The 22401-nt window shown below is 59.6% G+C and carries 16 protein-coding genes; 9 read left to right on the plus strand and 7 right to left on the minus strand.

Annotated elements, in window-relative coordinates:
• Positions 1 to 5 precede the first annotated feature (5 nt).
• Positions 6 to 4601 carry a dermonecrotic toxin domain-containing protein gene (locus ACRRSD_RS14965; RefSeq protein WP_435034121.1) on the plus strand — a complete coding sequence of 1532 codons (4596 nt, stop codon included), beginning with the start codon at positions 6 to 8 and terminating at the stop codon, positions 4599 to 4601.
• Here ACRRSD_RS14965 and ACRRSD_RS14970 read toward each other — a convergent pair.
• Positions 4558 to 6111 (minus strand): PLP-dependent aminotransferase family protein, encoded by a 1554-nt coding sequence (locus ACRRSD_RS14970; RefSeq protein WP_435034122.1) that lies wholly within the window; start codon positions 6109 to 6111, stop codon positions 4558 to 4560. The two genes, ACRRSD_RS14965 and ACRRSD_RS14970, sit on opposite strands and share 44 nt — an antisense overlap.
• A 92-nt stretch (positions 6112 to 6203) precedes the next feature.
• Between ACRRSD_RS14970 and ACRRSD_RS14975 the strand changes: the two genes are divergently transcribed.
• Genes ACRRSD_RS14975 through ACRRSD_RS14985 form a run of 3 tightly spaced genes read left to right on the plus strand, consistent with a single transcriptional unit; the run spans position 6204 to position 7968 of the window.
• Complete coding sequence (locus ACRRSD_RS14975) at positions 6204 to 6827, plus strand: FMN-binding negative transcriptional regulator (RefSeq protein ID WP_435034123.1); 624 nt, start codon at positions 6204 to 6206, stop codon at positions 6825 to 6827.
• A gap of 10 nt (positions 6828 to 6837) precedes the next feature.
• Positions 6838 to 7284, plus strand: coding sequence for a GNAT family N-acetyltransferase (locus ACRRSD_RS14980; RefSeq protein ID WP_435034124.1), 447 nt, complete (start codon positions 6838 to 6840; stop codon positions 7282 to 7284).
• A 12-nt stretch (positions 7285 to 7296) separates the two neighbouring features.
• Positions 7297 to 7968, plus strand: coding sequence for a GNAT family N-acetyltransferase (locus ACRRSD_RS14985; protein ID WP_435034125.1), 672 nt, complete (start codon positions 7297 to 7299; stop codon positions 7966 to 7968).
• A 112-nt stretch (positions 7969 to 8080) separates the two neighbouring features.
• On the opposite strand, the gene ACRRSD_RS14990 is transcribed toward ACRRSD_RS14985, so the two are convergent.
• Positions 8081 to 8980, minus strand: a complete 900-nt coding sequence (locus ACRRSD_RS14990) for a homocysteine S-methyltransferase family protein (RefSeq protein ID WP_435034126.1) — start codon at positions 8978 to 8980, stop codon at positions 8081 to 8083.
• A 113-nt stretch (positions 8981 to 9093) separates the two neighbouring features.
• Here ACRRSD_RS14990 and ACRRSD_RS14995 point away from each other — a divergent pair, with 113 nt between their 5' ends.
• Positions 9094 to 9915, plus strand: coding sequence for an ABC transporter substrate-binding protein (locus ACRRSD_RS14995; RefSeq protein WP_435034127.1), 822 nt, complete (start codon positions 9094 to 9096; stop codon positions 9913 to 9915).
• Entirely contained in the window at positions 9912 to 10760 is an 849-nt protein-coding gene (locus tag ACRRSD_RS15000) for an amino acid ABC transporter permease (RefSeq protein WP_435034128.1), read from the plus strand. Before ACRRSD_RS14995 ends, ACRRSD_RS15000 begins: the two co-directional genes overlap by 4 nt.
• A 32-nt stretch (positions 10761 to 10792) precedes the next feature.
• On the opposite strand, the gene ACRRSD_RS15005 is transcribed toward ACRRSD_RS15000, so the two are convergent.
• Positions 10793 to 11071 (minus strand): helix-turn-helix domain-containing protein, encoded by a 279-nt coding sequence (locus ACRRSD_RS15005; RefSeq protein WP_435034129.1) that lies wholly within the window; start codon positions 11069 to 11071, stop codon positions 10793 to 10795.
• 242 nt (positions 11072 to 11313) lie between these two features.
• On the opposite strand from ACRRSD_RS15005, the gene ACRRSD_RS15010 reads away from it, so the two are divergent.
• Together ACRRSD_RS15010 and ACRRSD_RS15015 are read left to right on the plus strand one after the other, a co-directional pair.
• The gene (locus tag ACRRSD_RS15010) at positions 11314 to 14271 is read left to right on the plus strand and encodes an autotransporter outer membrane beta-barrel domain-containing protein (protein WP_435034130.1); all 2958 of its coding nucleotides are present in this window, start codon (positions 11314 to 11316) and stop codon (positions 14269 to 14271) included.
• A gap of 198 nt (positions 14272 to 14469) precedes the next feature.
• Entirely contained in the window at positions 14470 to 16641 is a 2172-nt protein-coding gene (locus tag ACRRSD_RS15015; RefSeq protein ID WP_435034131.1) for an autotransporter outer membrane beta-barrel domain-containing protein, read from the plus strand.
• Between the two features lie 181 nt (positions 16642 to 16822).
• Here ACRRSD_RS15015 and oadA read toward each other — a convergent pair whose 3' ends face one another.
• Both oadA and ACRRSD_RS15025 read right to left on the minus strand, forming a co-directional pair.
• Positions 16823 to 18631, minus strand: a complete 1809-nt coding sequence (gene oadA / locus ACRRSD_RS15020; RefSeq protein WP_435034132.1) for a sodium-extruding oxaloacetate decarboxylase subunit alpha — start codon at positions 18629 to 18631, stop codon at positions 16823 to 16825.
• A gap of 11 nt (positions 18632 to 18642) precedes the next feature.
• Positions 18643 to 20058: an acetyl-CoA carboxylase biotin carboxylase subunit gene (locus ACRRSD_RS15025; protein WP_435034133.1), complete on the minus strand. Its 1416-nt coding sequence runs from the start codon at positions 20056 to 20058 to the stop codon at positions 18643 to 18645.
• Positions 20059 to 20247: 189 nt separating this feature from the next.
• Here ACRRSD_RS15025 and ACRRSD_RS15030 point away from each other — a divergent pair, with 189 nt between their 5' ends.
• Positions 20248 to 21210 carry a LysR family transcriptional regulator gene (locus ACRRSD_RS15030; RefSeq protein ID WP_435034134.1) on the plus strand — a complete coding sequence of 321 codons (963 nt, stop codon included), beginning with the start codon at positions 20248 to 20250 and terminating at the stop codon, positions 21208 to 21210.
• Here ACRRSD_RS15030 and ACRRSD_RS15035 read toward each other — a convergent pair.
• Positions 21152 to 21355: a PA3496 family putative envelope integrity protein gene (locus tag ACRRSD_RS15035; protein ID WP_150694310.1), complete on the minus strand. Its 204-nt coding sequence runs from the start codon at positions 21353 to 21355 to the stop codon at positions 21152 to 21154. The two genes, ACRRSD_RS15030 and ACRRSD_RS15035, sit on opposite strands and share 59 nt — an antisense overlap.
• A 161-nt stretch (positions 21356 to 21516) precedes the next feature.
• Entirely contained in the window at positions 21517 to 22383 is an 867-nt protein-coding gene (gene hexR / locus ACRRSD_RS15040) for a transcriptional regulator HexR (protein ID WP_008078846.1), read from the minus strand.
• Between the last annotated feature and the right edge of the window lie 18 nt (positions 22384 to 22401).

A 22401-nucleotide genomic window follows, 5' to 3' on the forward strand; every position in this document is an offset into this window, starting at 1 on the left:
TGCCCATGCCCGAAATCCCCTCGCCCAGCGCCGTCGATGTCGTGACCCAACTGGTGACCGGCCCTTCGCTACGTGAAGTTGCCTCAAAAACACTGCGCCCGGCACTCAGGACGCTGTACCCGGAGATCGATCTCGACCCGCAGTTGGCCATGGTTGTGAGACCGACCTGGGTCATCGAAGATGATCAAGTCGTCCCCGGTCGCCACCTGATCGAATCGCTGACCGACACGCTGGTTCGTCTGGGCCTTTCCGGTACCACGGTGGCGTATCTCGACGGCGAACATTATCTGACCTTGCAGCCCGACTTGCCCTCAGCCATCCAGCTGCCGGTGAAAATCAGCGCGATCGGCAAGCTGCTCAATGAGCTGGCACCGTTGCTGTTCATCGCCTACAAGGAACATCAGGTCAATTACTGGGACGATTTCACCTACCCGGGACAACCGCGCTGGCAACAGATGTCGCAAGCCTTGCACAACTTGTGGAAGGTCGACGCGAACACTGGCTGGGATGCCGATCAGCGCGCCATGGTCGAGGCGGTCTACAAGCATCCGGACAAAAACCAGCGGCTACCGACCGACAAATACCAGACACGCGCCTGCTTGATTGATCTGGACCGGGGCGAAGGTGATGACCAGAACCACGTGACCCTGCTCGATACCGCAGTACTGATCGGCACCGACGGCGAGCGCAGCCTGATCATGACCCACTCGGTGATTCAGGGGTTCGAGAACTTCGAGTCGCTGGAAAAACTCGGTGAAGCCCTGCCGAATCGTTATTGGAAAGGCGCCTCCGGTGCCGGACTGAAATGGCGGCTGGTCGAACCGCAAGGCAATTTCTTCGACTATCAGGCCTGCACGCTGATCGCCCTGGAAGCCGAAGCGCTGGGTGCGATCAATTTTTTCCAGGGCGCCAACTCCAGCGAGCTTTACCCGCACACCGGGACGATTGGCAATCCCGGGGAACCGACACCGCGCCTCAAACCCCATATCGATCGTCTGCGCCCGATGCTGCCAGCCTGGCTCGACGGCGCCGTCCCCGCCGATCAAACCCGTTACAGCCGGCATCTGCTGGACCTGACCATGGTGCAGCATACGAACAAGGGAAAATCCTTCCAGAACGAAGTCATCAGCCTGCAAGCCTTCACCCGTGACGCCTTGAAAAAACAGCTGCTCAAGGATCATCCACTGGCCGCCGAGGTAAAGATCGATGACATCGAAATCAGCATCACCAGCCTGGTGGTCTGGGGCACGTTCGTCTTGCCGGGCAACACGCAGACACAGACGCTGTCGCTCATGGATCTGGCCCTGCAGAACCTCGCGGGGCAGCCAATTGGCAATAAAACCGTACGTTACAAGGATGGCAGCGTGCTGCCTGAATGGATGACCGCAAGCTACCTGGAACAACTGGTGAGCAGCGTCGATATCGGCAAGACCTACCCGGCGCACCTGCAAAACCTGCTGGTCGACGACAGCGAGCAGGCGGCGGCGTTGCAGGCGCTCTACACCAGCCAGTTACCCATCGAGCTGCCGCTGCTGGCGTTGCAACACAAGATACAAGGCAAGGCCGGCATCACCGAGCAGGGTTACCGCTATGTCGTTGCCGCGCTGGCCAACACCGGCGATGAACGTCATGTCGATCGCGATGAAATCGTCATTCGCCCACTGGCGTTCATGGCCCATCGCAGCCGTTCACAGGCGGACACCGTCAACAACATGTTCGTCATCGGCCCGCGCGAAGTGGATAAAGGGCCGTGCGTGCTTTACCGGCCGCTGTTCGAAATGGCGCTGATGCAGTTCCCCTCCCACACCAATCTGCTGTACGAAATCCAGCATTCACAACATTTGCGCGAGTCGGTGCTGGCCTGGTTGCCGGACGATGTGCGCTTCAGCTACAGCCAGTTCGTCTTCACCGCCCGACTGCCTTCGGTCTGGACGATCCCGCAATTGCTGGTGAACCCCTTCACCGCCCTCGACATGTCAGGCCCCGTCACCCTGGCGACTGCGACGATTGAAGACCATGTACTGGCGACCCTGCATGACAGCAACGTGCAGGCGGTCATTACCCAGGCTGATCGCCAGTCGGTCTCCGACGCAGAAGCACGTTGGGCGACGCTCAAACACGGCGGCTGGATGATGTTCAATGCGGCATTGCCGTTCCTGGGGCGCAGCGTCGGTACAGCGGCGTGGATCTGGCAGATCATGGACGACCTGCAAGAGATCAGCGACGTCGCCAATGAGCAATCCGGCAAGATCGCCTGGACTGCACTGGCCGACATTCTTCTGGCATTGGGCATGGTCCTCGCCCATCGCGCAGCGGTTGGCGACCAGCCCATCAGCGAGTCGATCCCACAGGAAGAACCCACACCGACGGTCGCACCCGACATCGTCGCCAGCAAACCGGTGCAGTTGCCAGACATCTCCAGTACCGCACTGCCCATTACCCATGAGATGGCGGTCAACCCCTTCACTGCACTGAAGCGATCGCCCGTCGCACTGGCCGCGCTGCTCGACAGTTTCCAGATCGCCAAACCCAGAGGCATTGGCGATGCCGCCAGCGAGGGCACGCACCATCACCTCTATCCCCGCCAGAAACAATGGTTCGCCCCCGTGGGCAAGCGCTGGTTCGAAGTCATCATCAATGAACACGCCAAGGTGCAGATCATCGACTCACACCAACAGCCGCCGCGTAACGGACCGCTGTTGACCCGCACCGTCAACGGCCAATGGGTGATCGATCTCAGATTGCGCCTGCGAGGCGGGGGACTTGATAGCGCTCTTCAGGTGGTTCAGGACATCAATAAAATGGACGCGGTACAACTGATCGCCGAAATCAGCGCTTTCGACGCCACGATGGAAGCCAAGCGGATTCAGTGTGACGCTGACCACGCCGCACTCAAAGACGCGCCCCCGTCCGCACGAGCGCAGGCGCGCCAGCAGTATCTGGCTACGCTCGAATCACAGTACAAGGCTTACAGTACAAGCGTCGAACAGATCAAAGCGTTACATAAAGAGCAGCCCATTCCCAACTACCGGGAGGCCATGACCCAGCGATTGGAGGTGCTGTTGTTTCTAGGGCAGGGTTGGCTTGAGCTGCACGCCACCGAGTTCCAAGCCAACCTGGACATCATGCAGGCGATGCTTGCCGACGAGGCCAATTTCGCACAGCGGTCCTTTGTTCGGATTTTTGAAGAAATGACCGATCAGACTCAGGCCATCATTGAAAAAATAGAGTTGGCCGAAACTCGTTTTGATGAACTGAAGTTGCTGGGGAAAAAAGCTGTCGAAGTTGTTCGCACCTATCGCAAGGCACTGCCTGAGTATGATTTGAACGACCTCAAGCTTTTGCAGATCAGTCTTGGCCAGGAGATCTGCATCAAGGCCGGTGAAACGGCGACTGCTGCCAACGCCTATGAGGCGCTTGCCAGTCTCATCGAAGACGCGGCGCTGAGCATCCAGAGCACGTTGAATCTGACCGCTGATGAAAGCCTGGACAACCTGCGCGAACGCACGGACGTCTTGAGCAATGTCGCCGAACAGTTTTCCACCATTGATCAACGCTTGGGCGATCTGCTCATCGACTATCCCGAGCAGATCTACACCGAGCGCCTGGAGAATGTGCGCAAACGAGTGATCGGGTTCAAAGCGCGAACGGATACAAAGCTGGCCGAACTGCTGCGTTACAAGCACCTGCTGGAACCGACGCCGGGTCCTTCGAGGCCGAGATCATCGACGCGCCAGATCATCAAGACCAAATCCAAGGGCACGGTGGTCGGTGTTCGGAAAAAGCGCATCAAAGGTCAAAACTCCGACGTGGTGGAAGTACGGAACCCCCTGAAAGGGATCATCGCAACATTCGAGGAAGAGTCACCCGGTGTCTGGGTTGAACAACGCACGGTCAAACCCAAACCGCCGAAGGCCAGTGCCACCCTCAATACCAGCATTCGTGCAGGTCAGGCCCTGATCGACGGGTTGACCGCATTCCACCGCCGTATCGAGGCCCAGCTCAAACGGGGGCGGCGTCTTCCTGTCGAGGCCGAGGAGTACTATCACAAACATGCCGCTGCCTTGCGCAAAGCCAACGCGGCAATCGATGAAGCATTGACCGCCAGCAATCTGACCGCCGACCTCAAGAAGCCCACCGAAGAACTCGGCCACAAACTTGACGAGGCCGCCAACTCCCTTGATGAAAAAGGCACCAGCACCCGGGTCAGGATGGTCAAGCAACAGCCACCGACTGCGGCCGGGATCCAGTGGCTGAAAGAACAGGGTGAAGTGACGATCTCACAAACCGTGACTCGACGCCGGCTCAAAGGTCCAGACCTGGATTTCCTCGACGAGTACGAAATACGCGACGCTCACACCAACAAGGTCGTGTGCTACGCCCATTTTCACTACAGCAGCGTGCAAGCCCCCGTCACACCATTTCCCGCCGGGCATATGAAAACCGTGGCTCAGCGACGTATGGGCGGGGCCTATGAACCACGTTTTCTGAGCAATCAGGCGCTGATCGAAATCCATCGCAGCGGCATTTCCGACAAGTCTGCGCGAGCGCTGTTTCTCACACCTGCCACGCCTGTCGCAACCGACTCAGCGCCGCTTTGATCGCCGGTTCAGGGACTGCAGCAAAACCCAGCACCAACCCGGCCCGCTGGTCCGAAGGTGTCGTGGAATCGGGCAGCCAGTAGCTGCTCAAGCCGTTGATCTCGACGTCGACGCGAGCCGCTTGCGCGATCAACTGCTGCTCGCGCTCGATGCTGTCCACGGCCACAGTCAGGTGCAGCCCGGCAGAGACGGCAGGCAAATCACCCACCCCGTCGATGGCGGTTGGCCAACCGTCGAGCAAGGTGTTGCGCCGGCTTAGCGCGGCGCGGCGCATGCGCCGGATATGCCGCTGGAAATGCCCGGCCGCCATGAACTCGGCCATCACCGCCTGGGTACTGACCTCGGAATGGCGGACATCGACGGCCCGGCGTTGCGAGAATGCATCGACCAACGCCGGGGGCAGGACCAGATAACCGAGGCGCAACGCCGGGAACGCAACCTTTCCGAAGGTGCCGACATACAACACTCGCCCCTGTCGATCGAGGGCCGCCAAAGGCGCCAGCGGCGCACCGGTGTAGCGGTATTCGCCATCGTAGTCGTCCTCGACGATCCAGCCTTGGTTGCGCTCGGCCCAGGCGAGCAGTTCCAGGCGTCGTGCAAGGCTCATTACCACACCGGTCGGGTACTGATGAGAGGGTGTCACATACGCCACCCGACAATCCCCGGTAGCCGACAGCGCCGAGCAATCCATGCCCTCTTCGTCCACGGCAATGCCGTGCAATCGAGCGCCCGCCACGGCGAAGGCATGACCGGCCGCGCGGTAGCCAGGATTCTCGATCGCCACGCCATCGCCCGGCGCCACCAGCAACTGTGCACAAAGGCTAATGCCCTGTTGTGCGCCGCTGGTGATCACAATTTGCTCAGGCGAACACTGCATGCCGCGCGAACTGCGCAGATAGGCAGCGATCATTGCGCGCAAACGCGCATCGCCGGACGGATCGCCGTAGCACAGTTGCTCCAGATCCGGTTTGCGCCAGAAAGCCGCATTCAGCTTGGCCCACACCTCGAACGGGAACAGATCAAACGCCGGAACACCCACCCTGAATGCTCGCGGCGGACCACTCGGTGGCCGGGCCAAATGATTCTTTTCGATGCGCGAAAAACTATCGTTGTGGATAACTTTACTGGATGGAATCACAGGTAAATCCAGCCAATTTGTGGATAAAGCTGTGGGTAAGCCTGTTGAAAACCCTGTGGATACTTTTGTGGATAGTTTTTTCGTTAGGGTCGTTACGGGCATCAATTGGGCGACGTAGGTGCCGTCCCCTACCCGCCCTTCAATAAAGCCTTCGGCATAGAGTTGATCGTAGGCGCGCACCACGCTGTTACGGGAGATCCCCAACGCCGCCGACAGATCGCGACTGGCTGGCAACCGCGTACCACTCGCCAGCCGCCCATCCAGCACACGCAGGCGCAATGCCTGATAGAGCTGGCGACTCAAGCCCTGGCGACGATCAAGCTCGATACCGGCAGGGTTGAATGGCATGGATAACGTCGGCGAATCGGGCATGGCAATGGACCTATGAAATTGGTCATCAATGGCTCTTACAACAGACCAATAGCCTGCCTACGATGCAGGCATTCGCCAAGGAAAATCTGTCCATGTACACACCACGCGCCTTTGCCATCGAAGACCTGTCCCAACTGCACGAACTGATCCTCACCACCCGCCTCGCCATTCTGGTAACTCACGGCGACAGTGGCCTGCAAGCCAGCCATGTGCCGGTGCTGCTGCATTGCGAACAAGGTGAGTACGGCACGTTGTACGGACACCTGGCCCGCGCCAATCCACAGTGGAAAGACCTGCGCGACGGCGCCGAGGCCATGTTGATCTTCGCTGGCGCCGATGCCTACGTCAGCCCGGGCTTTTACCCGAGCAAGGCTGAGCACGGCAAAGTCGTGCCGACCTGGAACTACATCGCTGTGCACGCCTATGGCCACGCCGAAACCTTCAGCGACGGCGGACGCCTGCTCGACATCGTCAGCACCCTCACCGACCGTCATGAAGCCGGCCGCACGCAACCGTGGTCGGTCGCCGACGCGCCTGCCGATTACATCGACGGCATGCTCAAAGCGATTGTCGGCTTCGCCATTCCCATCGACCGCCTCGAAGGCAAGCGCAAGCTCAGCCAGAACCGCAGCGCCGAAGACATTGCCGGCGTGCGCGAAGGTCTAGCGGCCAGCCCGGACATCAATGATCAAACCCTCGCCCGATTGATGCGCTAAGGAAATCAACATGAGTCAGATCGACATTCGCCAGGTCAGCGCCAACGACCACGCCGCGTGGCTACCGCTGTGGCAGGCTTATCTGCGTTTCTACAACACCGAACTGCCGGAAGCTGTGACGCAAAGCACTTGGCAGCGTTTTCTCGACCCGAGCGAGCCCACCCACGCAGCATTGGCGTGGGCCGACGGTAAAGCCGTGGGCATGGTGCATTACATCTACCATCGCTCGAACTGGAGCATTGAAAACTCCTGCTACCTGCAAGATTTGCTGGTTGCGCCAGAAACTCGCGGCACTGGCGTCGGCCGTCTGTTGATCGAACACGTTTACGCCACGGCCAAGGCTGACGGCTGCTGCAAAGTGCACTGGCTGACCCACGAAACCAACGCCACCGCGATCCAGCTCTATGAGCGCATCGCTGAACGCCCGGGCTTCATCCAGTTTCGCAAAGCCCTTTAAGGAGACGCACGCATGACCGCATCACTCGCAGACTGGAAAGGCGTCCCCGCCCCCACCACCACGCTGCTCGAAGGCCGTTTCATTCGCTTGGAACGACTCGACCCGGCGCGCCACGGCGACCAGCTGTTCGCCGCCCTCGAAGGCCCCGGTGCCGACCCGAAACTCTGGGATTACTTGCCTTACGGGCCGTTTCCGGAGCGCCATGCGTTCAACGCCTGGCTGAACAACCACGCGGCCGCCAGCGACCCGTATTTCTTCAGCGTCGTTGATCGCGCGACCGATCAGGTACAAGGCATCCTCAGCCTGATGTCGATCGTCCCGGCCCAGGGCCGCATCGAAATCGGCCACGTCACTTTCGGCGCGCCAATGCAGCGCTCGCCGAGAAGCACCGAAGCGGTGTACCTGTTGGCCAAACATTCCTTCGACCTCGGCTACCGCCGCCTCGAATGGAAATGCAATAACGGCAACGCCCGCTCCAAGTACGCCGCCGAGCGACTGGGTTTCAGCTTTGAGGGGGTGTTCCGTCAGCACATGGTGGTCAAGGGGCAGAACCGCGACACCGCGTGGTATTCGATTCTGGATGGCGAGTGGCCGGCGATTGCGGCAGGGTTCGAGAGGTGGCTGTCGGATGAAAATCAGACGCCCGACGGGCAGGTGAAAGGCTTGGTCGAGTGCCGTAGTTAAATCGTCAAAGCAAAAGATCGCAGCCTGCGGCAGCTCCTGCACGGGATTGACGTTCACCCTGCAGAAGCTGCCGCAGGCTCGGGCCGCGTTCGGACGATCTTTTGATCTGTTTTCAGCCCAGCTTTTGCGCCAGCACCGCGATGTGTTCCGGCCCGATCCCGCAGCAACCGCCCAAATGGCTGGCACCGCGCTGCTGCCAGTCAATCGCCCAGTGCAAGTAACCCGGTGGATCCAGGTCATCGCGCAACGGATCGAGTCCGTCATTGGCCGTAGCCTCTTTTGGCTGCGGCGGAAACGCATTGGCGTAAGCACCAATGTTTATCTTCACCCCCAGACGCTCGAAGGTTTCACGCGCGGCATCAATCGCGCCACCGATCACTTCTGGCTGACTGCAATTGAACAGCAACGTCTCGACGCCCAATTCAGCCGCCACCGCAGCCGCTTCGGCGACCGCTTCGCCAGAGCGCAGGCGCGGCACTTCATCGGTGTCTTCGTCCTTCAAGGTGAACGACAACCAGAACGGTTTGCCATCCTTCGGCAACCCGGCGTGGATGGCTCGCGCCTCGATAATCGAACTCTGGGTTTCCGCCAGCCACAGATCAACGTGCGGTGCCAGGCCATTGACCAAGGGCGCCAGCAACTCGCTCACTCGGGCGGCTTCGAACAGATCCGGACGATAGGAGCCGAACAGCGGCGGCAACGAGCCGGCCACCCGCACGGATTTTCCCGAGACGTGCACCGCACGTCGCGCCAGTTCACCGGCCAACGCCGCCAGAGCCTGCCCTTCAGCGGCGAAGCGCTCTTCGCCTATATGGAACGGCACCACGGCATAACTATTGGTGGTAATCACATTGGCGCCACTGGCGATATAAGCGGTATGCACCGCCTGCACCGCCTGCGGTGCTTCGCTCAACGCCAGCGCCGACCACTCTGGCTGACGAAATGGCGCACCGGCGCGCTGCAACTCACGGCCCATGCCGCCATCGAGAATAATCGTGCTGCCTGCGCCCATATGCTTTTCACTCATATGCTTATGAAAATAACTCACTATCAGAGTCGTTCTTATAACTATTTAATACGCACCATTCCGTTAAAAACAACTTCTTTTTTACCCAGGGATCGACTGTGAAATTTAAACCGCTACTGGCCCTGGGCCTGACGATTCTGGCCGCCTCCACTCACGCCTTTGGTGGCACGACGCTGGACCGTATCGAGCAAAAGAAAGAATTGGTCGGCGTACTGATGGAAAGCTATCCACCGTTCTCGTTTCTCAATGATCAGAATCAACTTGATGGCTTCGACGTTGATGTCGCCAAAGCCGTGGCTGACAAGTTAGGTGTCAAGCTGCGACTCGAAACGCCGTCCTGGGACGTCATTGCGGCCGGCCGCTGGAGCGGGCGCTACGATATCTGCATCTGCTCGATGACTCCGAGCAAGGCCCGCGCCGAAGTGTTCGATTTCCCGGTCGAGTACTACGCTTCGCCGGCAGTGATCGTGGTCAACGCCAAGGATGAGCGGATTCACGCTGCCAAGGATCTGAGTGGCAAAAAAGTCGGCCTCACCAGCGCGTCCAGTTACGAAAGTTATCTGAACAAGAACCTGGTCATTGAAGGCGCCGAAGACACGCAGCTGCAGTACCCGTTCGACGATGTGCAGATCGCGCCGTACGACACCGACAACGTCGCCTTCCAGGACTTGGGGCTGGGCGCCGGCGTGCGCCTGGATGCAATCCTCACCAACCTCGTCACCGCGCAGCCACGTCTGAACCAGGACAAACGCTTCAAACTGGCCGGCGCGCCGCTGTATTCGGAGCCAAACTCGGTGGCCATCGAGAAGGGTGACGCGCAATGGGACGCCAAAGTGCGCGAAGTCTTCGCGCAACTGAAGCAAGACGGCACCCTGAGCAAGCTGTCGCAAAAATGGATCGGCGCCGATATCAGCCAATGACTTCTTTCCCGACACCGCCACCGCAACCGCAACCGCAACCGCAACCGGTGGCTGAAACTCGTCTGCAACGGATGTTCGGTTTTCGTACGCGGCTGTACCTGACCTGGGCTGCGCTGTTCTGCCTGTTCGCCGGGTTCTTCCTGAGCTTCGACCTGAAGTTCTCGATCATCCTCGACAAACTGCCCAATCTGGTCGGCCTGCACCTGGCGCCCAACGGCTTTCTGCAAGGCGCGGCGCTGACGCTTTTCCTCTGTGTGTGCTCGATTGTCGCCTCGTCCCTGCTGGGCTTCATCACGGCATTGGCACGCCTGTCGAAAAGCGCCGTGGCATTCGGCATCGCCAGTTTTTACACCTCGTTCTTTCGCGGCACGCCACTGCTTATCCAGATCCTGCTGATCTATCTCGGCTTGCCGCAACTGGGCATCGTGCCCGGCGCCATCGTCGCGGGCATCATTGCCCTGTCGCTGAACTACGGCGCCTATCTCAGCGAAATCTTCCGCGCCGGCATCCTCGGTGTCGACCACGGCCAGCGCGAAGCTTCGCTGGCACTGGGTATGCGCGAGACGGTGATTTTCTGGCGCATCACCCTGCCGCAAGCCATGCGCACGATCATCCCGCCCACCACCAACCAGTTCATCTCGATGCTCAAGGACTCGTCACTGATCTCGGTGATGGGCGTCTGGGAGGTGATGTTTCTCGCCCAGTCTTACGGGCGCTCAAGCTACCGCTACATCGAAATGCTGACGACGGCGGCGATCATTTACTGGCTGATGTCGATTGGATTGGAATTGATTCAGGCGCGGATGGAGCGGCATTACGGTAAGGCTTACGTGCGACGGAGCTAGGGGGATCGGCACCTTGCGGGTTGCGTCGGGTTTTAATGGGGCTCTCGGCGTACCCGCACAACGCCCATTTTCAGGCCAAACAATCGGAATATTGAGTCCAACGACCTCAACGTCTGATTACCCTCAGCGTGCTCTATGTGTATCAACGTGCGGACCGAAATTTTGCACATCTTAGCGAATTGGATTTGATGCAGCCCTGTCACCTCCACTCGTAAACGGCGGACGGCTTCGCTGATGTCCAATGTCCCGTCGGCCAGCGCTTCTTGGATGCTTTCGATGAGCGCCATGCGCTCAGCTACCGTCAGGCTCATTGCAGATCCCACGCTTTCATTTCCTCTACTTTTAAATACATTTCAACAGAGCCTTCATTGATCCGGATGCAATGTAGTGCATTCAAAGCCTGATAGAACGCCAAAATCTGCAACAAAATGCAGATTTACTCCTGGCAAGCGAAATCTGAATGCAAAACAATGCAGATCAGCAACCGACATCATTCTGTAAAAACCCTTCGCTATACAGGACGGCCCGCTTATAACAAAAAGGCCGTCCGACCATGCCGTTCCCGCCCCAGCGTCTGTCCCTTGCCATTGCCCTGTTGATCGCTGCCACGGCAGCCCACGGCAAAACCGTGCAGATCGACGCCGCCACCACGGCAGCGCAAACGCTGGGTGGCAACGATACGTTGACGATTTCCGCGCCGGGCAGCATCACCAACAGCGGCAAGGCCGTGAGCCTGAAAGACAAGACCAGTGGTGCAGGTGTGGTGATCGATAACGCCGGCAAAGTCATTTCCAGCGGCGGCCGGGCCATCGACAGCAGCGGTGATCTGAGCCAGACGCGCAACTACACAATCTATAACCGCAGCGGCGGGCAGATTCTCGGCGCCAACGATGCTTTGCGCATCGACAGCAATTTCGTCAGCGGCAGTTTGGTGATCGATAACAGCGGCGTGATTCGCTCCACCACCGGCCAGGGGCTGGACCTCGATGCGCTGCGCAGTGACGGCGTGAAGACCACCATTATCAACCGCGTCGGCGGGCTGATTCGCGGCGACGCCAGTGACGGCATGAAGACCGGCGCCAACGCGAGCATTACCAACTACGGCGAGATTTCCACCGGCGATTCGCACAATGCCGACGAGAAGTTCGATGGCATCGATATCGACTCCGCGAGCGGAGTCAGTGTGACCAATTACGGAGTGATTTCCGGTGGCCGGCACGGCATCACCACCGATCTTGGCGCAACGCTGATCAACTACGGGCAGATCACCGGCCGCAATGGTTCCGGATTTGGTTCCGACGGCGATGGCACGGTGATCAACCACGGCACCATCACCGGCGCCTACTCAGGCTTGCAAGCGAACGGTGACGGCGACGGTGTGGACATCGACAAGATCGCCCACATCGAAAACTACGGGACCATTCAAGGCGTCGGTGCGGGCGGTGTGGACAAGGGTGGTTTCGCCAACGGCAGTGAAGGTATCGCGCTGGGTGGCGGTTACATTCTCAACGCCAGTAGTGCACTGATCAGCGGTGCCGACAGCGCCATTCTGGTGGACGATGGCAGCGGCGGCTCGGGGCTGGCGGCGACCACGCTGGAAAACTTCGGCACCATTCAAGGCCTCAACGGTTTCGGCGTGAAGCTCGTCGGTGAATTCGCCGACGACGTTATCAACGGCGGAACGATCAGTGGCAGCAATGGCCTGGCGCTGGATCTGGGTGGCGGTAACGACAGCCTGACCTTGCGCCACGGCAGTCGCTTTGTCGGCGTGGTGGATGGCGGCAGCGGTTATGACCGCGTGGTGATGGAGGACGCGGCCGGTGGCAGCTTCGGCGCCAGTCGCAACTTCGAATGGCTGGAGGTCAAGCAAGGCGCGTGGACACTCACAGGCAGCGGCGACTTCAGCGACGGCGGTGCAGTGCGCAACGGCGCAACGCTGATCAATCAGGGCAGCATCGCCGGCAACCTGTCCGTGGATGCCGGCGGCGTGTATGCCGGTGGCGGTTCGGTAGGCAATCTCAACGTCAACGGCACGTTGCGCACCGACACTGACCTCGGCCGTGCAACCATCGCTCGTGATTTGAACATGGGCAGCGCAGCCACCCTCGCCTACGGCGTCAATGCCGATGGCAGCAGCGCGCCGGTACAGGTCGGCGGCATCGCCAATCTCAATGGCGCAACGCTCGCGGTCAATCCCGGCAGCGGCACCTATCCATGGCAAAGCCACTACACCGTGCTGCAAGCGGCGCAGATCAACGGCACCTTCGGCAAGGTCAGCAGCGACTATGCGTTCCTGACTCCGACCCTCGCCTACACGCCAACCCACATCGACCTGACCTACACGCGCAATGACGTGGCTTTCAATGAGTTCGCCACGACCGGCAACGGCAGCAACGCCGCCAACAGCCTGGCCTCGATCGGTAAAAACAATGCGCTGTACAACGCCTTGCTCAACACCAGCCAAAGCACGGCCGGCGCGGCGATCGAGCAACTGGCCGGCACCAGCAACGCCAACCTGACCAGCGCCACCCTCGGCGCCAGCAGTCAGGTCGGCAGCAGCATGCTCTCGGCCATGCAGCAAATGGGTGGCAGCACGGGACTGATGGTCGGTCTCGATCAGCGTGACACCCCCGTGCTGGCGGCCAATGGCGTGCCGTCCGAAGCACGCAATCTGAATGACCCGAACGCTCGCGGCCGGCTCTGGCTGCAAGGCATCGGCGGCTACGGCAAGCTCGATGGCGAACACGGCAGCAGCGGTCTCGAACAACGCACCAAGGGCAGCGTGCTGGGCGCCGACTGGTCACTGAATCCAGCGTGGCGCCTGGGCGTACTGGGCGGTTATTCGAAAACCGATCTGGACGCGACCGGTGTCGACGGCAACGTCGAGAGCTGGCACGCCGGCGTCTACGCGCTGCACCAGAACGGCCCGATCGCTTTGCGCCTCGGTGCGGCGTACAGCGGCCATCAGGGCGAAAGCAAACGCACCATCGCCTTCAATGGTTTCAACGATCGCCCGAAAGGCGACTACGACGCCGACAGCCAGCAAGCCTTCGCCGAACTTGGTTACGCCATGGGCAGCGGCCGCCTCAGCGCCGAGCCGTTCGTCAGCCTCGGTTATCAGCGCTACCACCGCGACAGCTATAAGGAAAAAGGCGGCGCCGCCGCGCTGCAAGTCGACAGCCAGACCCAGGACAACTTCAGCAGTACCTTCGGCCTGCGCCTGGCACAACTGAGCAGCCTGGACAACGGCATGAGCGTGACCCCGCGCATGGCTGCTGGCTGGAAACACACTTACGGCGATGTCAGCAGCTCGACGCGTCAGGCGTTTGTGATTGGCGGCACGGCATTCAGCGTCGATGGCAGTTCGCTGGATCGCGACAGCCTGGTGCTGGAGGCCGGACTGGACGTGGGGATTTCTGCGCGGCACACGTTGGGTGTGGGATACAGCGGTGAGATTGGCAGCAACAGCCGCAATCACGGGTTGATCGGGCAGTGGCAGATGAGTTTTTGAGATTGAACAGACGACGGGGTCTTGATTGGCTGTAGGAAAAAGAGCCGCTGCAGCCGAGCAAAACTCCGGGTTCCAGATCACGCGGTCATTTTCTACAAAACGATGCGATGTCGCCTGCAAGCGTGCGGGAAGCAGCCGACATCGGTTTTTTCGGTGCATCAATAGAGTTGGGTCTCCTTTCAGAAAAGGCCCCACCTGATGCCCCTTCAACACACTTTCAAGCCAAAACACTTGGCTTTGGCCATTTCGCTGGCTCTGGGTTGCGTAGCGTTCGCCAACGCTCAGCAACCCTCTGAAGTCGCTGATTCACCCGCAATAATGGATGCTGCAGAATCGTCCGAAACCAGCCATAAAGAAATGGCGCTTGAACGACTCAGGGCATTTCTCACTGCCCCAAGTACGGTGCCCATCGCTTTTGAAACCCCTGAAAAAACTTTTAAAGGTACCGCTGTAAACGATCTGATCACGCTCACGGACGGCGCAAGCTTTACGGGCCTGCTGGATGGTGGCGAGGGGGATAACGTCCTCTTTTTGAATGCCGCTGAAGGCGGAGAGTTGAAAGACACACGTAACTTCAACGGTCTGTTTCTCGCTCGAGGAGCCTGGACGTCGAGTTCCAAGGGAGACTTCAAGGAAGGTGTGCTGGTGAACAGTGGGACCGCTCTGAATAACTTGGGAAGCATCAAGGGCGACGTCTATGTCGCAAGGGGTGGCAGCTTTGCAGGTAAAGGTGCGGTGGGAGGCTTGGAGGTCGACGGCCTGCTTACCGTCAATGGAGCGCTAGGCAGTCCGCGAGTCAAAGGAAATTTGCGCCTGTCTCCAACCGCCGAACTGGCTTACGAGGTCACTCCCGATGGCAGTCAAACGATCAAAGTCGATGGCACCGCCAGGCTGGAAGGCGCCACTCTGAATGTCGTTGCCGCTTCGGGAGAATATCCGCCAAGCAAACAGTACAAAATCATCGAAGCCGGCAATGTGGAAGGTGAATTCGGTAAGGTCCTTAACAACCTCGCCTTCATGACCGCCACACCTCAATACAACAAAAAATCCGTAGGGCTGACTTACGCCCGTAACGGTGAGCCACTTGCAAGCGTTGCCACGACAGGCAACGGTCGTTCGGTTGCCGACAGCATTGTCGAACCACAAACGCCTGCGCCATCCGAAACGCCACTGACGGCATCCGCACCAGTTCCAGTTCCAGTTCCAGTTCCGCCTTCAGCGTCGACTCCCGTTGCAGAATCCGTCCCAGCGCCAATGCAGGACGAAGCTCTTATTGCGCAAGTTAACGAGACCGCCGAACCGCCCGCCCCTGCGCCACTAAAACCTGCAAACGCTGCAGTCGCCGCGCTCCTGACCAGCGACAAAACCACCGCCCCCGTCGCCATCGAACAACTCGCCGCCGGCAGCAACGCCAATCTCGCCAAAGCCACCCTGAGCAGCATCACACCCGTGAGCGCGAGCATGCTCTCGGCCATGCAGCAACTGAATAGCCGTTACGGCTCTGCCTACGGTTCCGGCAACTCGCCGCGTCAGGCCGCTGGCGCTGCCGATTCCGGCCGGGTGTGGATTCAAGCGCTCGGCCATGGCGGCAAGGTTGACCGCGAGTTCGACAGCACCCTGAAACACGCGACCCAAGGTCTGGTCATGGGCGCCGACTGGCGGCTCGATGAGCAATGGCATGTCGGCCTGGTCGGCGGAAAATCGCAGACCAGACTCGACGCCCGCCAGTACGATGGCGACCTCGACAGCTGGCACCTCGGCGCCTACGCCGTGCGCCAGGATGGACCGTTCTCACTGCGTCTCGGGGCAACCTATGCCAGTCATGACGGCGACAGCAAACGCCGCGTGGCCTTCAACGGCTTCAGTGATCGCCTCAAGGGCAATTACGACGCCAACACTCAGCAAGCCTTTGCCGAACTGGCGGTCAACATTGGCCGGCACAACGCGACGCTCGAACCGTTCGCCAGCCTCGGCTATCAGCGCTACCAGCGCGACAGCTACAGCGAAAAAGGTGGGGATGCGGCGCTGAAGGTCTTTGGGCAAACCCGCGACAATCTCAGCAGCACCTTCGGCCTGCGCACGGCAAAAATCAATCGGCTGGATAACGGCATGACGTTGACACCGCGATTCAGTGCCGGCTGGAAGCACACCTTCGGCGAGATCGAAAACGACACCCGCCAGCAACTGGTCAAGGGTGGCAAGCGGTTTGAGGTTGCCGGGGCAGCGCTGGATCGCAACAGCCTGTCGGTGGATGCCGGCCTCGACCTCGGTCTGTCTGCCAATCATACGGTCGGTGTGGGTCTCACCGCTGAAATGGCCACTGACAGCCGCACCCACGGTGTGATGGGTCAATGGCGCATGGCGTTCTGATTGACACAACGCTTTCTGTAGGAGCTGCCGAAGGCTGCGATCTTTTGACCTTTGTTTTTATTAACCCAAAACAACATCAAAAGATCGCAGCCTTCGGCAGCTCCTACAGGGTTAAAAAACGCAAAAAAAAGGGGAGCACATGCCCCCCCGAGGTTTAAAGCGTTGGATCGCGGCCGTTATCTCAGCCTTCGATCTCGATCAGGATTTCACCCGGATTGACCCGATCACCCTTGGCCACATGAATCGCGGTGACCTTGCCGGCAATCGCCGCCTGGACTTCGGTTTCCATCTTCATTGCTTCGGTGATCAACACAGCTTGGCCGGCCTTGACGGTATCGCCTTCCTTGACCAGCACATCGACGATGTTGCCCGGCATGGTGGTGCTGACGTGGCCCGGCGCCGAGGCTTGCTTGCGCTTGCTGCTGCCACCGCTGACGAACTCGTTGAGCGGCTCGAACACCACTTCTTCCGGCATGCCGTCGATGGACAGATAGAAGTGACGCTTGCCTTCAGCCTTGACGCCAACACCGGTGATGTCGACGCGGTAGGTTTCGCCGTGGACGTCGATAACGAACTCGGTCGGCACGCCTTCACCGCCAGCCTTCGTCACACCGCCAGCCTCTGGAATCGGCAGCAGCACTTCCGGCGTGAGGGTGCCGGCGGCACGCTCTTCGAGGAACTTGCGCCCGATGTCCGGGAACATCGCAAAGGTCAGCACGTCTTCTTCGGACTTGGCCAGTGCGCCGATATCGGCACGCAGCTTGGTCATTTCCGGCTTGAGCAGATCGGCCGGACGCACATCGATGACCTCTTCACTGCCGATCGCCTGACGACGCAGTTTTTCGTTCACTACGCCCGGTGCTTTGCCATAGCCGCCTTGCAGGTAAAGCTTCACTTCATTGGTGATGGTCTTGTAGCGCTCGCCGGCCAGCACGTTGAAGAACGCCTGGGTGCCGACGATCTGCGAGGTCGGAGTCACCAGCGGCGGGAAGCCAAGGTCTTCACGCACACGCGGGATCTCCGCGAGGACTTCAGCCATGCGGTTCAGGGCGCCCTGCTCTTTCAATTGGTTGGCTAGGTTCGAGATCATCCCGCCCGGCACTTGGTTGACTTGCACGCGGGTGTCGACGGCGGTGAACTCGCTTTCAAACTGGTGGTACTTCTTGCGCACGGCGTAGAAGTACAGGCCAATCTCTTGCAGCAGTTCGAGGTTCAGGCCGGTGTCGAACTCGGTACCTTTGAGTGCAGCGACCATCGACTCGGTGCCCGGGTGGCTGGTGCCCGAAGCGAAACTGGAGATTGCGGTGTCGATGTGGTCGGCGCCGTTTTCAATGGCCTTGAGCTGGCACATGGTCGCCAGACCGGCCGTGTCGTGCGAGTGGATGAACACCGGCAGCGATTGCTCGGCTTTCAACGCACGCACCAGTTCACCGGTGGCGTATGGAGTCAGCAGACCCGCCATGTCCTTGATCGCCACCGAGTCGCAACCCATGGCTTCCATCTGCTTGGCTTGCGCCACGAACGCGTCAATGGTGTGCACGGGGCTGGTGGTGTAAGCGATGGTACCTTGGGCATGTTTGCCGGCCGCTTTCACCGCTTCGATGGCCACGCGCAGGTTACGCACGTCGTTCATCGCGTCGAAGATCCGGAACACGTCGATGCCATTCACCGCAGCCTTGGCGACGAAGGCTTTGACCACGTCGTCGCTGTAGTGGCGATAGCCGAGCAGGTTCTGCCCGCGCAGGAGCATTTGCAGACGCGTGTTAGGCAGTGCCGCACGCAGTTGGCGCAGACGCTCCCACGGGTCCTCTTTCAGAAAGCGTACGCAGGCGTCGAACGTCGCGCCGCCCCAGCATTCCAGCGACCAGTAGCCGACTTTGTCGAGCTTGTCGCAGATCGGCAGCATGTCTTCGGTGCGCATGCGGGTGGCGAGCAGCGATTGGTGAGCGTCGCGCAGGATGGTATCGGTGACAAAAATCTTTTTGGACATTGTTGTATTCCTCACAGGCCTGCGTGGGCGGCGATGGCGGCGGCGATGGCCAGGGCCAGCTCTTCGGGTTTGCGCTTGATCGAGTAGTTGGTCAGTTCAGGGTGGCTTTCAACGAAGCTGGTATTGAACTGGCCGCTACGGAATTCCGGGTTGCGCAGGATTTCCTGGTAGTACGCGGCGGTGGTCTTCACGCCTTGCAGACGCATGTCGTCCAGCGCACGCAGGCCACGATCCATCGCCTCTTCCCAGGTCAGTGCCCACACAACCAGTTTCAGGCACATCGAGTCGTAGAACGGCGGAATGGTGTAGCCGGTGTAGATCGCTGTGTCGGTGCGCACGCCCGGACCGCCGGGAGCGTAGTAACGGGTGATCTTGCCGAAGCTCGGCAGAAAGTTGTTCTTCGGGTCTTCGGCATTGATGCGGAACTGCAACGCGAAACCACGGTGCTGGATGTCTTCCTGCTTCACCGACAACGGCAGGCCGGAAGCGATGCGAATCTGCTCGCGGACGATGTCGATCCCGGTGATCTCTTCGGTGATGGTGTGTTCCACCTGCACCCGGGTGTTCATCTCCATGAAGTACACCTCACCCTCGGCGAGCAGGAACTCCACGGTACCGGCGTTCTCGTAACCTACAGCCTTGGCCGCACGCACCGACAGGTCGCCGATGTAGGCACGCTGTTCCGGGGTCAGTTGCGGGCTCGGGGCGATTTCGATGAGTTTCTGGTTGCGACGCTGGATCGAGCAATCACGCTCGAACAGGTGCACGACGTTGCCGAAGCTGTCGCCGAGAATCTGCGCTTCGATGTGCTTGGGATTGACGATGCATTTTTCCAGGAACACTTCGGCAGAACCGAAAGCCTTGGTCGCTTCGGAAATCACCCGAGGGAAATTCTGTTCGAGTTCTTCGCGGCTGTTGCAGCGACGGATACCGCGACCGCCACCACCGGAAGTGGCTTTGAGCATCACCGGGTAACCGATGCGGTCACCTTCGGCCAAGGCCTCTTCGATGTCGGCCACGTTGCCTTCAGTGCCCGGCGTGACCGGCACCCCGGCCTTGATCATGCTGCGGCGCGCTTCAGTTTTGTCGCCCATGCGGCGAATGACTTCTGCCGACGGACCGATGAATTTGATTCCGCGCTCGACGCAAATGTCCGCCAGCTCGGCGTTTTCCGAGAGGAAACCGTAGCCGGGGTGCAACGCATCGCAGCCGGTTTCAACCGCCAGGTTCACCAGTTTGCGCGGGTTCAGGTAACCGGCCAGTGGCTCGGCACCGATGCTGTGGGCCTCGTCCGCACGCTTCACATGCAACGCATGACGGTCGGCGTCGGAAAAAATCGCAACCGAGCGAATGCCCATTTCGGCGCAGGCTCGCACGATTCGTACGGCAATCTCACCACGGTTGGCGATCAGGATCTTTGTTATCACTTGGAGGTTCCCTTGAGCCGGTGGCACCACGACCTGCTAGACCCAGGTCGACGCGTGACCAAATGTTTCAATTTAGTCGCAGGTCCACACTAGCGCTCATGAGGGATTAACAAAAATGAATAAAAATTGGGTCAGGCATAAGCAAAGACTTATAGTTGAAACATCCGCCAGCTGTCAGAGCCTGAAAAAATGCGTAAGTCCTTGATGCGTATGACATTGCGTCAACTGCAGATCTTCAATGAAGTGTGTGATTTACGCTCCTACAGCCGCGCAGCCGAGGAAATGTCCCTCACCCAACCGGCCGTCAGCCTACAGATTCGTCAGCTCGAAGAGCTGATCGGCCAGCCATTATTCGATTATGTCGGTAAAAAACTCTACATGACCGAGGCCGCTGAAGCCTTGCAGCGCGCCAGTCGGGACATTTTCGGGCGCCTGGAAAACCTCGACATGCAACTGTCGGACATGCAGGGTTCGCTGCAAGGTCAGCTGAAACTGGCAGTCGAATCCAGCGCCAAATACTTCGTCCCGCACCTTTTCGCCGCGTTCAAGCGCCAGCACCCGGAAGTGAATCTGCAACTGACCGTGGTCAACCGTGGCCAGGTGATTCGCAGGCTGTCGGACAACCGCGACGATCTAGTGATCATGTCGATGGTGCCACAGGACATGGGCCTGGAGTTCTTGCCATTCCTCAATAACCCGATTGTAGCGGTGGCGCGCCCGGATCATCCTTTGGCGCACATGGGGCCGCTACGCCTGCAAGATCTTGAGCCTTACACGCTGCTGATTCGCGAACCCGGTTCAGGGACGCGGTTGGCGTGCGAGGAATATTTCAAAGAGAAACGCGTGCACTTCACCCAGACCCAGGAAGTGGCCTCGGCCGAAGCACAACGTGAATGTGTGCAAGCGGGTCTGGGCCTGGCGCTGTTGACGCGCCACGCCCTGAACCTGGAACTGGCGACCGGCGGCCTCGTCGAGTTGCCGGTCGAGGAACTGCCGCTCTTGCGTAGCTGGTGCCTGGTGCAAGCCAAAGCCAAACGCTTGTCCCCGGTGGCACACGCCTTCCTGGCGTTTATCCGCAGCGAACGGGTGCAGATCAGCGCGCTGGTTGAGCGCTTCGACGGGAAGCTACGGGAGCGGCCTGCCAGTGAGTGATCTCAGGAAAATCGCCGATTTCGGCCTGAAGCTGGCGGAGTTCGAAGCGATCTTCGATAGCGCGGCGAAACTCCATGCGGCGCTGGTCTTCCTGCTGACGACGGGTTTTCGCGGCGCTGTTGCGTTCTTCGTAGGGCTGAGCCATTTCGATTCTCCCAAGGCGAGTACGGGAGTTTCACGATAGGCGTGGGGGATGACGGTTTGATGAAAGTAACCGTCGTAAAGCAAAAGATCGCAGCCTTCGGCAGCTCCTACAGGTATCGCATTCCACATGTAGGAGCTGCCGAAGGCTGCGATCTTTTGATCTTAATCATCCAGGGCTTTGGCGGCTTTTGGGGACAAACGCAAACTGCGCAAACTGCGCTTCACGCTCTTGAGGTGGTTGACCAGACTCGGCCCGCGCGCCATGGCCACGCCCATCGCCAGCACATCAATCACCACCAGGTGCGCAATACGCGAAGTCAGCGGCGTATAGATTTCCGTGTCTTCATGCACATCGATTGCCAGATTGACGGTCGACAGTTCGGCCAGCGGCGTCTGGCTCGGGCACAAGGTAATCAGCGAAGCGCCGCTCTCACGCACCAGATTGGCGGTGATCAGCAAGTCCTTGGAGCGCCCGGACTGGGAAATACAGATCGCCACATCGGTCGGCTTCAACGTCACCGCCGACATCGCCTGCATGTGCGGATCGGAATACGCCGCTGCGGTCAGCAACAGACGGAAGAACTTGTGCTGTGCATCCGCCGCCACCGCGCCCGACGCGCCGAAACCGTAGAATTCAACCCGCTGCGCCTGCGACATCAACGTCACCGCACGTTGCAACTCGATAGGGTCGAGCTTCTCGCGAACCTCCATCAAGGTGTGCAACGTGGTGTCGAAAATCTTCAGGCTGTAATCGGCAACCGAGTCGTCTTCATGGATCGCGAACTGACCGAAGCTGGCGCCAGCGGCCAGGCTTTGCGCCAGTTTGAGCTTGAGATCCTGGAAACCGGAGCAACCGATGGCGCGACAGAAGCGCACGATGGTCGGCTCACTGATGCCGACGCTGTGGGCCAGGTCGGCCATGGAACTGTGCATCACCGCCGCAGGGTCAAGCAGCACGTGGTCGGCGACCTTGAGCTCCGACTTGCGTAACAGGTGACGTGACTGGGCGATGTGTTGCAGCAGATTCAAGGGGCTGGACTCTTCTTA

Origin of the sequence: Pseudomonas neuropathica (assembly GCF_051174785.1) — a bacterium.
In the GTDB taxonomy this organism is placed as follows: domain Bacteria; phylum Pseudomonadota; class Gammaproteobacteria; order Pseudomonadales; family Pseudomonadaceae; genus Aquipseudomonas; species Aquipseudomonas neuropathica_A.